The organism is Leeuwenhoekiella sp. LLG6367-2.1 (assembly GCF_045055775.1).
Classification (GTDB): domain Bacteria; phylum Bacteroidota; class Bacteroidia; order Flavobacteriales; family Flavobacteriaceae; genus Leeuwenhoekiella; species Leeuwenhoekiella aequorea.
In genome coordinates this window covers 2,383,872-2,400,274 of the sequence record NZ_CP159331.1, presented here as the reverse complement: position 1 = coordinate 2,400,274, position 16,403 = coordinate 2,383,872, and the positions used below count along the sequence as shown (strand labels likewise).

Here is a 16,403-nt window from a genome sequence, read left to right as displayed (position 1 = left end):
AATGAAAATTTCAAGCCGGCTATATATTATAGTTATTCTAATCTCGCTCTCCGCTTGCGGTACAGCTCAACCACAACCCAAAGACGAGGTTTTTGAACTGGTCACTGTAGATAAGAAGACTGCAATTATATATGATGCAACCGGTCCTGCACTCGATTCAATTTCGGCACACTTACTTGCTCAAGATATTGAGCGCGTAACGGGTTTTAAGCCAAAAGTAACTACGCGTATTACTGAAATATCAGGCAACGTTATTGTAATTGGTAACAATGATTCACAGTTAATTAGCAACTTGGTTAAAGATCAAAAGAGGCTATCGGCAGAAAACCGCTGGGAAACGTATTCCCATAGACTGCTAATTAATCCTGTAGCAAACGTTGAAAAAGCGTTGATTATATCTGGTGCAGATGCTCGCGGAACAGCTTATGGTGTTTTTTCAATCTCTCAGAAAATAGGAGTTTCTCCCTGGTACTGGTGGGCAGATGTCACACCTACACCTCAGGAAAATTTGGTGTTGGCGATTGAAGATTTTCAATCGGTGAGTCCGGCGGTTCAATTCCGTGGTATTTTTATAAATGATGAAGACTGGGGATTACAACCCTGGGCTGCAAAAACTTTTGAACCCGGGACCGGTGATATAGGACCTAAAACCTATGCTAGGGTTTTTGAATTGTTGTTGCGCCTTCGTGCCAATACGATTTGGCCGGCGATGCATCCCAGTACTAAGGCATTTTTTCATTATCCGGGCAATGTACAATTGGCAAAAGATTATGAGATTGTCTTAGGATCGTCACACGCAGAACCGATGTTGCGCAATAATGTTGATGAATGGGATCACGACTCGATGGGTGATTTTAATTACTTCAGCAATAAAAAACGTGTTTTAAAATATTGGGAAGAACGGATTCAAGAAGCTAAAGATGTAAACGGAATTTATACCATCGGGATGCGTGGCGTTCACGACAGCGGGATGGAAGGTGCCAAAACTACTGCAGATGCAGCTGCAATATTAAATGACGTTATTAAAGATCAGCGCGATTTATTACAAAAACACATAGGAGATCCTAAAAAAGTACCGCAGGTGTTTACGGTATATAAAGAAGTGCTTGATTTGTATGAATACGGCCTCGACCTACCCGAAGATATCACCTTAATGTGGACCGATGATAACTACGGGTATATTCGACAATTAAGCAACGCAGAAGAACGAAAACGCAGTGGCGGTAGTGGGGTTTATTACCATGCTTCGTACTGGGGCAGACCGCACGACTATTTGTGGTTGAGTACAACACATCCCGCTTTAATACGCGAAGAACTACTGAAAGCCTACGACACGGGAGCAGATAAAATATGGATTTTAAATGTGGGTGATATCAAGCCTGCAGAATACAATACGCAGTTCTTTATGGATTTGGCCTTTGAGCCAGAAAAATTTAGAAAGCCTAATAGCTACCAGAAGCATATGCAATATTTCTACGGAAGTATTTTTGGAGAAAATCTGGCTTTAGGTATTAGTGAACTGCGTCACGCTTATTATGAGTTAGCCTGGCTACGCAAACCCGAATTTATGGGATGGAGTCAAACTGAACCGACACGAGCCACACATCTCACCGAATTTTCCTTAAGTGCGGAATACGACGAAATTACAGCACGCATAGAAAAAAATGAAAGCCTTCAAAAAAAGGTGTACACGATTCACAATAACATTCCAAAACATCTGACTGATGCGTGGTTTGAATTGGTTGTTTACCCGGTGCTCGGCTCAAGTGCTATGAATAAGAAGTTTTTATATCGGGATTTAGCAACGCATTATAGCAAAATCGATAATCAAAAATCTGAAAAATTTAAAAATGCTATACGTGCTAATTACGAGAAGATTGAACAATTAACCAGTACTTATAATAGCCTTGCAGCCGGAAAATGGAAGGGTATTATGGATTTTAAACCCCGAAGACTTCCGGTATTTGAGCTGCCCGAAATTTTGGATAACGAGTCAAAAAGTACCGAAGCACCTAAGCTTGCGCTGGTGCGCAACGCAGCGGACTATACACGTGTTACAAACTTTGAAGCAGGGTATCCGCAACAATTAAACGGATTAGGTTATACCCAGCAGATTATACAATTCGCCGCTTCAGATGCATCCAGAATTAATACTATCACAGATTCAACTCCGGTATTGAGCTACAACATTGAGCTTTCCGAAGATTTAAAAAATGCCGAATTGACTTTAATGGCACTACCCAATCATCCCATAACCGGCACACAGCAGTTACAAATAGGTGTTCAGTTAAATGATAATGCTATTAAACTATTAGATTTTAAAACGACTGGCAGAAGCGAAGATTGGAAACAAAATGTGCTTCGCAACCAAGCCCGTAAATCAGTGACTTTGGGTGGTCTCAAATCGGGAAATCATTTAATTAAAATATACCGTCTGGATCCTGGCGTATTGCTCGATTATTTTATACTGGCCGAAAAGGACACAAAACTCCCATACACTCTACCTCAAACCCATTAATATTATGAAAGCATTCAGCCAATTTAGCCGTAACCTGTTATTAATTATCTGCGGAATTGGCTTTTCCTGCAGCGCCCAACAACGCCAGATGGAATATCTAGACCGGGGTGTAGTTGCACTTGCCCAAGGAAATGGGGAAGTAATTGTAAGCTGGAGGTTTTTAGGCACAGATGCAGAAGAACTTAGCTTTAATGTCTATCGGCAATCTGAAGATGCTAAATCTGTTAAATTAAATAAAGAGCCAATTTTAAATCGCACTTTCTTTAAAGACACTACTGCAAACCTAAAGATCCAAAACATGTGGTTTGTAAAATCGGTGACACAAAACATAGAAAATAATGAACCTGGCACATTCACAATAAAGCCTAACGCTGCTATAAAACCCTATTTATCGTTACCCCTTACTAAAATTGATGGCTATAACGCAAACGATGCAGCTGTAGGTGATTTAGATGGTGATGGGCAGTATGAACTTATTGTGCATATGACCGGCAAGGGTCACGACAACTCACATCGTGGATTAACAGACCCTCCTATCTTTCAGGCCTACGAGCTAGACGGCACCTTGCTTTGGCAACTAAGTCTAGGAAAAAATATACGTGAAGGAGCACATTATACCCAATTTTTGGTTTATGATTTTGATGGTGATGGTAAAGCCGAAATGGTATGCAAAACCGCAGACGGCACGACAGATGCATTAGGAAAAGTAATTGGTGACCCCCAAGCAGATTGGCGCGATACTGATGAGCGCTCCCGCACCTTTGGTAAAATTTTAAAAGGCCCAGAATATCTTACGGTTTTTAATGGTCAAACCGGTGAAGCTGTTGCAACCACAGACTATATCCCCGAGCGTGGAAACATTGGTGCATGGGGTGGAGCCGGTGGTAATGGCAGAAATGATAATACCGGGAATCGGGTAGATCGCTTTACGGCTTGTGTTGCTTATTTTGATGGAGTACACCCGAGTATTATAATGGGCCGAGGTTATTATGGACGTACTGTACTGGCAGCTTTTGATTTTAAAAATAATCAATTACACTCCCGCTGGACCTTTGATTCGGAAAATGGGGAAAATCCCTACTCAGGGATGGGTAATCACAACCTTTCGGTTGCAGATGTAGATGAAGATGGTAAAGATGAAATCATTTTTGGTGCGATGACGATAGATGATGATGGTAGCGGTTTATACACCACAGGGTTTAGACACGGCGATGCGATTCATGTAAGTGATCTAGATCCTGAAATACCCGGTTTAGAACGTTTTGGGGTACATGAAATTGAAGAAGGTACAAAAGGACCGGGAGTAGTCTTATATTCAGCAAAAGACGGAAACGTATTGTTTGAGGCTCAGCCTAATGAGGATGTGGGCCGCGGTGTGGCCGCAAATATAGATTCGACACGCATAGGAGCACAAATGTGGTGGTCTGGTAATCGGGATCTTCACGATATAAAAGGCAATCCTATAGGCAGAGCTCCCCGAGTTGCAAACTTTTTAATATGGTGGGATGGTGACCCTACTCGTGAACTTTTAAACAGCAACTATATTGAGAAATATGGAAAAGGCAGAATTTTTAAAGCTGAAGGTGCTCATTCAGTAAACGGTTCAAAATCTACTCCCAGCCTTTCCGCAGATATTCTGGGCGATTGGCGTGAAGAATTAATTCTACCTAGCGATGACGGTACAGAATTGCGTATTTACACTACTTCTATTCCCACTACAATACGTCAATATACCCTGATGCATGATCCGCAATACCGATTGAGTATTGCTTGGCAGAATATTGGGTACAACCAGCCTCCTCATGTAGGATTTTATATGGGTTACGGGATGCAAAAAGCACCTAAACCTAACATCAAATTAGTCCTAAATAAACTTGAATCTAATTAATATGCGCAATCCATTAATATTACTGGGTTTATTCCTGAGCCTTGTAGGAATGCAATCTATTTTTGCTCAGAAAAGCGATACGTTACATCTGGAAGGCAACTGGCGTTTTGAGATCGATGCAGCCGATGTGGGTACAACCGCGCAGTGGTTTTCCCGCAAACTTAAAGACAACATTATACTTCCGGGTTCGATGTTAACGAATAATAAAGGCAATGATATTACCATAAAAACCCAATGGACAGGTAGTATTTATGACAGTTCGTTTTACTTCAATCCGCGATTTGAAAAATACCGTCGAGCGGGAGATGTAAAATTCCCGTTTTGGCTTACACCTGAAAAAGAATATGTAGGTGCAGCCTGGTATCAAAAAGAAATTACTATTCCCAAAGATTGGGATAATAAACATATTTACCTCTACCTAGAACGTCCACATACTGAAACGCTGCTTTATTTGGATACTCAAAAAATAGGGATGCAAAATTCTATGGTAGCACCACATCAATTTGATTTGAGCAGCTACTTAACACCTGGAACTCATACGCTGAGTATTCGCGTTGATAACCGTATAAAAGATATTAATGTAGGGCCAGATTCGCATAGCCTTACCGATCATACCCAAGGCAACTGGAATGGAATTATAGGTAAACTCAAATTAATCGCCACACCCGAAATCTATATTGAAGATATTCAGGCATACCCCGACCGTACTGCAAAAGAAGTTCGTTTTAAAGTTGCTATCGCACAGTTAAAACAACAGGCAGAAAAATTAAAATTAAATGTTGAACTGGAAACATTTAATACAACTACTACTCAAAAACTTAAACCCTACACCGCATCTTTCAAAATCAGCTCAACCCGGGATACGCTATTTGCAACCATTCCGTTAGGTGAAAAAATTGCGCTTTGGGATGAGTTTGACCCGGCGCTATATCGTGCAAAAGTCACCTTATCTTCTTCCGCAGGAATAGATCAACAAGTGCTACAATTTGGAATTCGGGATTTTAAAACGAAAGCTACTTCCTTCTTAATCAATGATAGGCCCGTCTTTTTGAGAGGAACTTTAGATAATGCAATTTATCCACTTTCCGGACATCCACCCATGGATGTAGACTCCTGGACAAAAGTATTTAAAACTATTAAAGACCACGGGCTCAATCACGTAAGATACCACTCTTGGTGTCCCCCCGAAGCTGCTTTTAAAGCTGCAGATTTAGTGGGAATCTATTTGCAACCCGAAGGTCCCAGTTGGGCAAATCACGGTAGTGCTCTAGGCCTGGGAAGGCCCATAGATACCTATATTTATGAAGAAACTAACCGTATGGAAACCCATTACGGTAACTACGCCTCCTATGTGATGCTGGCTTATGGCAATGAACCTACGGGGCGTCAAGTTGAATATTTAAGTGCCTTTAATGAGTATTGGAAACAAAGAGATAACCGCCGCCTGTACACAGGGGCATCTGTAGGTGGAAGCTGGCCGATTGTACCCAATAATGAATTTATGGTACGCGGCGGTGCCCGAGGACTCGACTGGAAAAATGAAACGCCACAAACCCTAAAAACTTTTACCAAAAATATCGCACAATTTGAAGTTCCGTTTGTGTCTCATGAACTCGGACAGTATTGTGTTTTCCCGAATTTTAAAGAGACTGAAAAATATACAGGCCCGCTTAAAGCTAAGAATTTTGAACTTTTTGAAGAAGATCTTGCAGATCATCATATGCTTGATCAGGCAGACGATTTTTTTATGGCTTCCGGTAAGTTGCAGGCGTTGTGTTACAAATATGATATAGAAAAAGCATTGCGCACACCTAATTATGCCGGCTATCAAATGCTTTCCTTAAGTGATTATTCGGGTCAAGGAACTGCCCTTGTGGGTATGTTGGATGCATTTTGGGATCCAAAACCCTATATAGATGTGACTGCATTCCGGGAATTTGCAAACACTACAGTGCCTTTAGCAGAACTACCTAAGTTTGTATATACCAATGACGAATTGTTTACTGCTACCGCTCTTGTTTCTCATTATGGTAGGACTATTTTAAACGCTAATCAAAATTGGCAGATTACTAATGAAAAAGAAGCTATTCTAGCTTCAGGTAGTTTTGATACTCCTGAAATAGGATTCGGTTTATCAACTTTAGGTGAAGTAAAAGTTCCGCTTAGCGAAATCAAAACTCCGCAAAAATTGACGCTTACCATAGCTATTGAAAATACCGAATTTAAGAATCACTGGGATTTTTGGGTATATCCCAAAGAATTACCCGCTGTAACTACGCAAGTTTATGAATGTACTTCGCTTGACAAAAAAGCGCTAAAAACTCTAAATGCTGGCGGTACGGTTTTATTAAATGCGGCAGGTAAGATTGTAAAAGGTGCCGAAGTGATACAAACTTTTATCCCAGTGTTTTGGAATACCTCGTGGTTTCAAATGCGACCACCACATACTACAGGAATTTTAATAGATCCTGAGCATCCGTTATTCAACGAATTTCCAACCGAATATCACAGCGATTTGCAATGGTACAGCATTGTAAATAAGCAGCAAGTGATGCATCTTGAAGACTTTCCGGCAGATTTTAAACCGCTGATTCAACCTATAGATACCTGGTTTATGAATCGCAGACTTGCGATGGCTTTTGAAGCAAAAGTTGGCAACGGGAAATTGATGGTGGTGAGTGTTGACCTTAACGATCCCGAGAAAGATGCAGCTGCCCATCAATTTTATTACAGCTTGCAAAAGTATATGGCTTCGGCAGAATTTAACCCGAAAAATGACCTTCATATTGCCCTAATTGAGGATCTATTCAAAACCCCTTCTAAGCAACAGTTTGATAAATACACAAATGACAGTCCTGACGAATTGAAGCCTAAAAACAAAGGGAAATGAGTATTTCAGCCAAAAAATTAGCTCGCTTTTTAATACCTCTATTTTTAACTGTAGTAAGTTTTACATCGGTAATCGCTCAAGAAAATGCGTTGTGGCATAATCAAAAAAGACAGCTACATTATAAGCCAGACGGCAGAAATTTTCATTTAGTAAACGGAAACCGGAAATTTAACCGCGCGTTATACGGTACAAATACTGGCTTTAGAGTAGAAACCGGAGACTTACCCGAGTTTGCTTTGTATATGCCGGGAATGGGCGGCAACTTTAAACTAGGTATTAGTAATGGAAAAAACTCCAAATGGATCACGAAAGCTGATAGTATTGAAGCTCGCTATGCGCCCGGAGTTATGGAATACATATTACGGGATGCAATTTTAGGCAACGGGATGGTACAGCTTACTGTAGTAGCTTCGGCGACACACGAAGGTTTTTTACTTAAAGTAACCGAAACCAATTTGCCAAAAACGGTTGATATCAATTGGTTGTTTGGTGGAGCCAGCGGAAAGAAATTCCATAGAGATGGAGATATTGGTGCAGACCCCGAATCTGTATTTTACCTGCAACCAGAATATTGCTTACAAAACACCTATACCCTAGCCAAAAACAAGTTTACTCTTAAATTTAATTGGGATCAAAAAACAAGTAAAAATACCAAGACACTTATTGGCACAATCCCTGCAGGCTCATTAAAACTAGGTAGTGCAACTGCGATTCAAAATCCCATAAGTTTAAACAACTCAACTGTAGATTCACTGCCTGTAGTGCTTGGCACCGTTACACGGAATGCTTCAAAAACCTATTACTGGAATATTGAAAATCCAAATTCTATAACTACTCAAGATACTAGTACTACAGAAGAAGCATTTAATCAAGCGTTAGATAAAGCAAAAATACTTGCAAATAGAGTAACTCTTACCACTCCAAACCCCTACTTCAACACGCTGGGTGGCACCCTAGCAACTGCAGCAGATGCTATCTGGGAAAGTCCGGCGTATTTACATGGTTCAGTTGCCTGGCGGATGCACCTCAACGCCTGGCGTGGTGCGTATGCCGCAGATGTATTAGGTTGGCACGACCGTGCTAAAACGCACTTTAGCAGCTACGGAAAATCACAGGTTTTAGAACCCGAGACCGGTCCTGCAGTTTTAGACAGCAGCCGTCATTTTGCACGGCAAAAGGAAGTTTTGGGCACAGCACTGTTTAGCGAGGGCTATATTAGCAGACATCCCAATCGCAATGACCGTGCGCATCATTATGATATGAATCTGGTTTTTATAGATCAGCTGCTCACGCATTTTAATTGGAATAATGACTCTGAATTTCTTGAAGAAATCTTTCCCGTGATTGAGCGGCATCTAAAATGGGAAAAGCGCAATTTTGATGCAAATGATGATGGACTCTATGATGCCTATGCAACCATCTGGGCGAGTGATGCCTTGCAATACAGCGGTGGTTCGGTGACGTATACGTCGGCATATAATTATCGTGCAAACCTTATGACTGCGCAATTGGCAGCGCTTTTAGGAAAAGATCCCCAACCTTATTTGGCAGAAGCCGAAAAAATTAAAAACGCCATTCAAAATACACTTTGGCTTCCTGAGCAAGGCGTTTTTGCAGAATATAAAGATGCGTTAGGCAATCAACTGCTACACAAAACTCCCGGAATCTGGACGGTGTATCACGCGCTTGATAAAGGTATTTCAGATAATTTTCAAGAGTATCAAAGTTTGAATTATGTGACAAATGAGATTCCGCATATTCCTGTCGCGGCTAAGGGTTTACCATATGATGATCTCTCTTTAGTTGCAACGACCAACTGGCAACCTTACACCTGGTCTGTAAACAATGTCGCTCTAGCAGAGAATCTTAATATGGCACTCGCCTACTGGCAAGGCAGTCAACCTGAAAAGGGTTTTAAACTTTTTGAAAGTGCACTTATAGAAAGTATGTATTTGGGGGCATCACCTGGCGGCTTTCAGCAGTTATCGTTTTATGATGCCATGCGAGGCGAACTCTACCGGGATTTTGCAGATCCTATAGGTGTTGCTGCACGAGCATTAGTTGAAGGGCTCTTTGGCATAAAGCCAAATTTCATCAATAATGAATTACTTATACAACCGGGTTTCCCAAAAGAATGGGAACAGGCTTCCTTACAACTGCCCGATGTCTCGTTGTCTTTTAAGAGAACAGGCAATACCGAAATCTATACCTTAGAAAATAAATTTAGTACTGATTTGAATCTTCAGCTAGAATTAAATGCCGCCTATTCTACCATTGAAAAGCTAACTGTAAATGGAAAAAAAGCAAGCTATACTATAGATACCAATTCAGTAGGAACTCCACAAATAAACATTAATGCGGGTAATGCTAAGCAGTATATAATTGAGATTAAATGGGGCGGTCAAACCTTAGATAGTATTACTTCAAAAACAAAATATGTAACAGAAGAATTATTGAATCTCAAAACTTTAGACGCAGAAATTCTGGAAGTTCACGATCCGCAAAAGGCACTTTTAGAAATTAATACTTCTGCTAAGAAAATTGAAGCAAAAATAAATTCTGGTTTAGGGCATAAAACTGTTTTCATAAAACTGAAACACGATGAGATGACCTGGTGGCAACCGATAATGTTTGAGGTTATTCCAAAATTAAAAATTATAAATAACCAATATTCTTCTGGAACCGCAACAATTAATTTACAAAGCAATAGCACAGAAACTTTAGAAGGCACTCTACAAATAAATACCCACCAACTACAAAAAATAAAATTTGCACCATCAGCGAACAAACAACTGAAAATTCCACATTCAGAAGTGGTTCCCGGAACAAATATAATACGGTTTGTTTCATCTTCTGGTGAGAAATTTGAGTTGGCATTTACTAACTGGGACATTCCCATCTACCAAGAACCTAAATTTGATTTTGTTGATTTATCGAATCATTTTAATGCTGTCGTAAACCAAATTTTCAAACCACAGTATTGGAGTCCGCGACCAGAATCACCTACACTACAACTGCCCACAACAGGAATTGGCAATTGGTGTTATCCTAACATTTCCGATGAGATAATTATAGACGATAGTGGTTTACGCAAGGTAGCAGCACCTACAGGAATAATAAAGAGTCCACAATACATACCATTTAAAACAGCACCGCAAGCAGCTGATGAGAATGTAGTTTTCACCTCAAAATGGGATACCTATCCAGACACGATTACCATACCACTTACGGGAAAAGCAAGCCACGCTTACTTGATTATGACAGGTACCACAAACCCAATGCAGACCCGAATGGAAAATGGCAGGGTTACCGTAACCTATACCGATGGAACTTCAGATATGCTGCGTCTAAAAAATCCAGAAAACTGGTGGCCCATTGAGCAAGATTATTACACAGACGGCTATGCATTTACAACCGACGCTCCAAAACCTCCGCGCCTCCTATTTAAAACAGGAGAAATAACCCGGGAATTTGATGACTATACAGACATTCACGGTTTTACGCAGTATGGAATTGATGGTGGAGCAGGAACACTTTTAGATCTTCCGCTGGATGCGAAAAAAACGCTACAAAGTATACACATAGAAAGTATTACCAATGATGTGATTATCGGTTTGATGAGTCTCACCTTACAACGCTAACTAAAATTATGAATCTTAAACAGCTATTTAGTCTGATTTTCCTCGGGTGTACATTAGCCTGCACTCAGGAAATTAAAAAAGAAACTACTTTAGAAACTAAAATAGATCGCAAAGCTGTAGTCTCGCGTCACAATGTACATCTAACCGAGATTGACACACTGGCGTCGTTAGCGCTGGGTAATGGTAATTTTGCCTTTACAACAGATGTTACCGGCTTGCAGACGTTTCCCGATTTCTACGAAAAAGGAATTCCCTTAGGAACACAATCCAATTGGGGCTGGAATGCATTCCCCAATACAGAAGCTTTCGATTTTAAAGAAACGCTATTAGATTATGATCAAAATGGCCGAAAAGTATCTTATGCTACACAAGTAAAGACACCTCAGCATGCCAAAGATGCCGCTGAATATTACCGATCCAATCCGCATCGGGTGCATTTAGGAAATTTGGGTTTTGATATCACCAAAAAAGATGGAACACCTGTAAAACCAGAAGATATAGAGGCTGTTAATCAAACCTTAGATTTATGGACGGGAATATTAATTAGTAATTTTAAAGTAGAAGGCGTTCCGGTAAAAGTGATTACCTCTTGTAGTCAGGAGCAGGATGCGATAGGTGTTACCGTAGAATCTGCACTACTCAATACGGGCCAACTTAAAATACGCTTGCGCTTTCCTGCACCCACTACCCAGTGGTCTGATTATGGCACTCATTGGAAAAATCCTAAACACTATACCAGTACGCTTACCACAAATTATGACAACACTGCGGCAATCAATCGCTCGTTAGATTCGCTGTCGTATACGGTGGGGTTAAAATGGGAAGGTGATGCAAAAGTTATAGAAAAGAAACAGCACTATTTTAGTATAGTCCCTAAAGGCGAAAAAATCACATTTACCTGTACCTTTTCTGATAAAAAAATTGATGAATTAGCCACTGCAAATACCGTACACGCAAGCAGCACTACAGGGTGGGAACAGTTTTGGGAAAGCGGAGGGATTGTAGATTTTTCTGGCAGTACAGACTCCAGAGCAAATGAACTGGAGCGTCGCGTGGTGCTATCACAATATTTGACCAAAGCGCAAACTAGCGGCAATATGCCACCTCAGGAAACCGGTTTAACCTATAACAGTTGGTATGGCAAACCTCATCTAGAAATGCACTGGTGGCACGGAGTTCATTATGCGCTTTGGGGAAGACCAGAATTGCTGGAGAACAGTTTAGGATGGTATAACACCGCTTTTGAAAATGCTAAAAAACTTGCATTCCGACAAGGTTTTGAAGGCGCAAGATGGCAAAAAATGACCGACCCTTATGGGGATGAAGGACCTTCATCGGTTGGTGCTTTTTTGGTATGGCAACAACCGCATTTTATCACCTTTGCCGAATTAGTGTACCGTGCAGACGCTACTAAAACTACATTAAAAAACTATAAAGACCGGGTGTTTGCTACAGCAGAATTTATGGCTTCGTTTCCTGATTATGATGAAAAAAATGACCGCTATGTTTTAGGTCCGCCGGTGATTCCTGCACAGGAACGTTTTGAAAAAACAGAAACCTTTAACCCAACCTACGAACTCGCCTATTGGAACTGGGGCTTAAAAACCGCTATAGAATGGAAAGAACGTATAGGTGAACCTGTACCTGAAAAATGGAAAGAAGTATTAAGTAAACTTTCAGAACTACCGATTCAGGAAGATTACTACTTGGCGACAGAAAGTGCTACAGACTCCTATACCAATCCTGAGTTTTTAACCGATCACCCTTCGGTTTTAGGAGCTTATGGGATGCTGCCTGCAACTACTTTACTTGATAAAACCACAATGCAACATACATTTAATAAAGTGTGGGAGATATGGACTTGGGAAGATACTTGGGGGTGGGATTTTCCTATGACTGCGATGACTGCTACTCGATTGAGAATGCCACAGAAAGCAATTGATGCCTTGTTTATGGATGTGCAGACCAATACATACCTCAAAAATGGACACAACTATCAAGAAGAGCGTTTAACTCTATATATGCCAGGAAATGGCGGACTATTAACCGCTGTTGCAATGATGTGCGCCGGTTGGGATGGAAATAAAATAAAAAATCCCGGCTTCCCAAAAGATGGAAGCTGGGATGTGAAATGGGAAGGTCTAAAACCGTTTTTTTAATTGCATAAGCTACTTAATAAAGGGTTTTTGATATTATCTTGCTAAGACAGTTTTTACGTTTTCCAAAAATGCTGGCGAAACTTTAATTGCAGTCCCGTGGCGTATACCATCCGGAAAAGTAACTTGATCTGAAATATCTGTCCAGGTTTTTAAGTCTGAAGACTGTACAGCACCGTATTGATGATCGATATATTTATCAAAATACACAATCCATTTTCCGTTTACATATAAAGCCGTAGGTCCTTCTGCCCAATACTTTCCAGTGATGGGTTCGCTGGCTTCAGAATAGGGACCGGTTAAATTTTCCGCGAATGCGACTTTTAAATTTTTACGAGCCGGCTCGCGGGTTTCATCTTTTAAAAACATCACATACTGCTTTCCATCCCATTGAATACTTGCATCAATAGAATTAAAACTAGGATCATAAAGCACTTTAGCTTTTGTAAATTCTTTAAAATCCTTAGTTAGGGTATAATACATGCGATGGTTGTAACCGGCGTCTTTTTCAGATTGGGTTTCGGGATACAATCCGGGAATGGTGGTTGCCCAATATATCATGTACTCCTCATTTTTAGCATCGTAGGTGATCTCTGGAGCCCAGCAGTTACGAGCGTTTTCTTCGTGTTGCATTACCGGAATCAATTGCTGCTCAGACCAGTTAATTAAATCTTTTGAGGAGGCATACCCTATACCCCGTTCTGTCCATCCAGTAGTCCACACCATATGGTATTTACCATCACCTCCAAGAATTACTGCAGGATCACGCATTAATTTTTGCTCACCAATCTCTGGAGTCAAAATAGACTCGTCCAAGTTTAATGATTCCCAATGTAAAGCATCAGTACTGTATGCCAGGTGTAAACCATCTTCTCCATTACCTTTAAAGTAGGTGAATAAATAAGCGGATTCTTGAGCTTTACAGGAAAACAAGAATAGTAGTATGAAACTAAGGGTGAAGAGTCTGATCATAACTTTAATTATTAATGTTCATTTTTTCCATCGATGAAAAAGCGAACCAAAAAAATCTAGACTTGTGAAACTCTAGCTAAATTTATTGCTCGACGTCTAAATTTTAGAAACTCGCTTTAAGCATTTTAGGTAAATCAAAAATCGTTTGGCTCAAACAGTCTAAAATTTTACGACCTCTTCACTTCAATTTATATGCTAGATTTTAAATAGGCCGGTTAAAATTTAAATGAGTAATACTAATTTGTAATGAAACTGTGTTTCTTGAGCCATAGACTTAAAGCTTCAGGCCAAGAATCTGCAGTAGTTGAACGTCCCATCCCAAAACCGTGACCACCATCTTCATAAATATGCATCTCGACAGGCACTTTTACATTTTTTAAAGCCAAAAAATAATTGATACTATTTTCAACGGGAACGGCACCGTCGTCACTGGCGTGAACTAGAAAAGTCATTGGAGTTTTAATAGTAACCTGTTCCTCTCCTGAATACTTCTTAATTAAGGCAGCGTTTGGATTATTCCCTAATAAATTATCTCGAGAGCCCTTATGGGTGACTTCATTTTTCATACTTACAACAGGATAAATTAATACGGAAAAATTAGGTTTTGCAGATACTCCTTCATCACTTTCATAAACTTTTTCATCATATAATGTTGAAGCAGTAACGGCTAAATGACCACCTGCCGAAAAGCCCATTACTCCCACCTTTGAAGAATCTAAATGGTATTTAACAGCATGTTGCCGAACGTATCTTATCGCCCGTTGTACATCTTGTAAAGGTCCAATTGTTTTGTCTTCCATAATGGCGTCATTAGGCAACCGGTTTTTCAATACAAATCCTGTAACACCCTGCTCTGCAAACCATTCGCCTAATTTATAACCCTCCTTATTAATCGCAAGATGACTGTAACCTCCTCCTGGGCAAATGATCACTGCAGTGCCATTAGCTTTCCCTACTTCTGGAGTAAAAATAGTAAGTGTAGGTTCTGAAACCTTGTTATAACCTCGTATTTGATCTCCCTCGTATTGTTTTTCTTCACTATACTTTTTGTTTGCAATACTTCCCGGTATTACCTCCCATAGTTTAACTTCTTCTTCTTGTGCCAGTAACCCGTTGCTTATAAATAAGCTCATTAAGATTATTTTTAATTTCATACTAGAAAGTTAAACAAAGAATTATTAATTGTTGTTAGTACATTTTAAATTTCTAAGCGGTACATTTCTGAACCTGCCAAAAGAAAACAACCTAAACCATAATCCTCAAAATCAGGTTGTTTATCATAACGTAATGGCTGACCATCTTTAGGTTCTTTACCCGTAGATTGCAACCAACCTAGAAAGCCATTTTCATGTACACTATCTGAAATCATCGCATTCCAAGCTTTAGTAATTACAGGTAAATAGGTCTCACGGTCTAATAAATTATTGTTAATACCATATGCAATACCGTATACAAACAAAGCAGTTCCTGAGGTCTCTTTACCTCCAAAATGTGTAGGGTCGTGTAAACTTACATTCCAAAACCCATCAGGACGTTGCACCTTTTTTAAAGCTTTTGCCATAGCCTGTAAATCTTCTACATACTGTTCACGATGTGGTGCTTCTTCAGGTATTATAGAAAGCGTTTTAGCTAAGGCAGCAATCACCCACCCATTCCCACGGCTCCAGTATGAATCTTCGCCATTAGGCTCTTTATATGGCGGATCAAAATCGGCATCTCGCCACCAGAGTCCGTCTTGAGCATTATATAAGCCCTTGCCACCTATTATATTTCGGCTTTCCATATACATTTCATACATCTTTTCAAAATAACGTGGATCCTTATCGAGCACACCCATTTTAGCAAAAACAGGCATTCCCATTTGTATAGCATCAATCCAATCCCAATCATCATTCTGTGGCGTATGCAAAAACTTCTGCATACAGGCTCGTGTATTTTTTAGCTTTTCAGGATCGGGCTGCAAATTATACAAGTCAATATATGTTTGAGCTGCGTCATAATCATCAGCATTACGAGTCTCATTACCACTTCTAAAACCCCAATCGTGGAAATTTGCCCAATCTAGTGCATATTTATAATACTCACTTTTAGGATAAATTTCGTGGAGCGCCATCAATCCTTCGTAGTATACGCCACGGGTCCAAATGTGACTTGGCCGTTCTTTGTTTGTAATAATCGTTTTGCCTACATCTGGCCATTTTTGCATAAAATAGGAATTTGTCAATTCCATTGTAGCTAAAATATCGTTACGGTCTATTGTTTTTTGAGCTGCACAGTTGATACTGAAAGCTGCAAAAAGTAGCAATGCAATAGTTTTGTTCATTTGATTATTCTTTAT

8 protein-coding genes are annotated in these 16,403 nt (G+C 40.1%); 5 read left to right on the top strand and 3 right to left on the bottom strand.

The features are described 5' to 3' along the window. Position 1: 1 nt before the first annotated feature. From ABVM53_RS10880 to ABVM53_RS10860, 5 genes are all read left to right on the top strand, one after another. The gene (locus tag ABVM53_RS10880; protein ID WP_405325976.1) at positions 2-2,518 is read left to right on the top strand and encodes a glycosyl hydrolase 115 family protein; all 2,517 of its coding nucleotides are present in this window, start codon (positions 2-4) and stop codon (positions 2,516-2,518) included. Positions 2,519-2,606: 88 nt separating this feature from the next. Continuing rightward, entirely contained in the window at positions 2,607-4,406 is a 1,800-nt protein-coding gene (locus tag ABVM53_RS10875) for a rhamnogalacturonan lyase (protein WP_405325974.1), read from the top strand. Position 4,407: 1 nt separating this feature from the next. Continuing rightward, positions 4,408-7,296, top strand: a complete 2,889-nt coding sequence (locus ABVM53_RS10870; RefSeq protein WP_405325972.1) for a sugar-binding domain-containing protein — start codon at positions 4,408-4,410, stop codon at positions 7,294-7,296. Then, positions 7,293-10,937 carry a DUF4450 domain-containing protein gene (locus tag ABVM53_RS10865; protein ID WP_405325970.1) on the top strand — a complete coding sequence of 1,215 codons (3,645 nt, stop codon included), beginning with the start codon at positions 7,293-7,295 and terminating at the stop codon, positions 10,935-10,937. Before ABVM53_RS10870 ends, ABVM53_RS10865 begins: the two co-directional genes overlap by 4 nt. A gap of 8 nt (positions 10,938-10,945) precedes the next feature. Then, positions 10,946-13,096 (top strand): hypothetical protein, encoded by a 2,151-nt coding sequence (locus ABVM53_RS10860; RefSeq protein WP_405325968.1) that lies wholly within the window; start codon positions 10,946-10,948, stop codon positions 13,094-13,096. A 33-nt stretch (positions 13,097-13,129) separates the two neighbouring features. Here ABVM53_RS10860 and ABVM53_RS10855 read toward each other — a convergent pair whose 3' ends face one another. The 3 genes from ABVM53_RS10855 to ABVM53_RS10845 all read right to left on the bottom strand — a co-directional run bounded on the left by ABVM53_RS10855 (position 13,130) and on the right by ABVM53_RS10845 (position 16,388). Further along, a complete protein-coding gene (locus ABVM53_RS10855; RefSeq protein WP_405325966.1) occupies positions 13,130-14,065 on the bottom strand; it encodes a glycoside hydrolase family 43 protein in 936 nt (311 codons plus the stop codon). 236 nt (positions 14,066-14,301) lie between these two features. Continuing rightward, the gene (locus tag ABVM53_RS10850; protein ID WP_405325964.1) at positions 14,302-15,219 is read right to left on the bottom strand and encodes an alpha/beta hydrolase; all 918 of its coding nucleotides are present in this window, start codon (positions 15,217-15,219) and stop codon (positions 14,302-14,304) included. 44 nt (positions 15,220-15,263) lie between these two features. Beyond that, entirely contained in the window at positions 15,264-16,388 is a 1,125-nt protein-coding gene (locus tag ABVM53_RS10845) for a glycoside hydrolase family 88 protein (RefSeq protein ID WP_405325962.1), read from the bottom strand. Between the last annotated feature and the right edge of the window lie 15 nt (positions 16,389-16,403).

Coding starts and splice junctions, on each gene's coding strand:
- ABVM53_RS10845 (WP_405325962.1), bottom strand. CDS start 16,388: ATGAACAAAACTATTGCATTGCTACTTTTTGCAGCTTTCAGTATCAAC.
- ABVM53_RS10865 (WP_405325970.1), top strand. CDS start 7,293: ATGAGTATTTCAGCCAAAAAATTAGCTCGCTTTTTAATACCTCTATTT.
- ABVM53_RS10860 (WP_405325968.1), top strand. CDS start 10,946: ATGAATCTTAAACAGCTATTTAGTCTGATTTTCCTCGGGTGTACATTA.
- ABVM53_RS10850 (WP_405325964.1), bottom strand. CDS start 15,219: ATGAAATTAAAAATAATCTTAATGAGCTTATTTATAAGCAACGGGTTA.
- ABVM53_RS10880 (WP_405325976.1), top strand. CDS start 2: ATGAAAATTTCAAGCCGGCTATATATTATAGTTATTCTAATCTCGCTC.
- ABVM53_RS10870 (WP_405325972.1), top strand. CDS start 4,408: ATGCGCAATCCATTAATATTACTGGGTTTATTCCTGAGCCTTGTAGGA.
- ABVM53_RS10875 (WP_405325974.1), top strand. CDS start 2,607: ATGGAATATCTAGACCGGGGTGTAGTTGCACTTGCCCAAGGAAATGGG.
- ABVM53_RS10855 (WP_405325966.1), bottom strand. CDS start 14,065: ATGATCAGACTCTTCACCCTTAGTTTCATACTACTATTCTTGTTTTCC.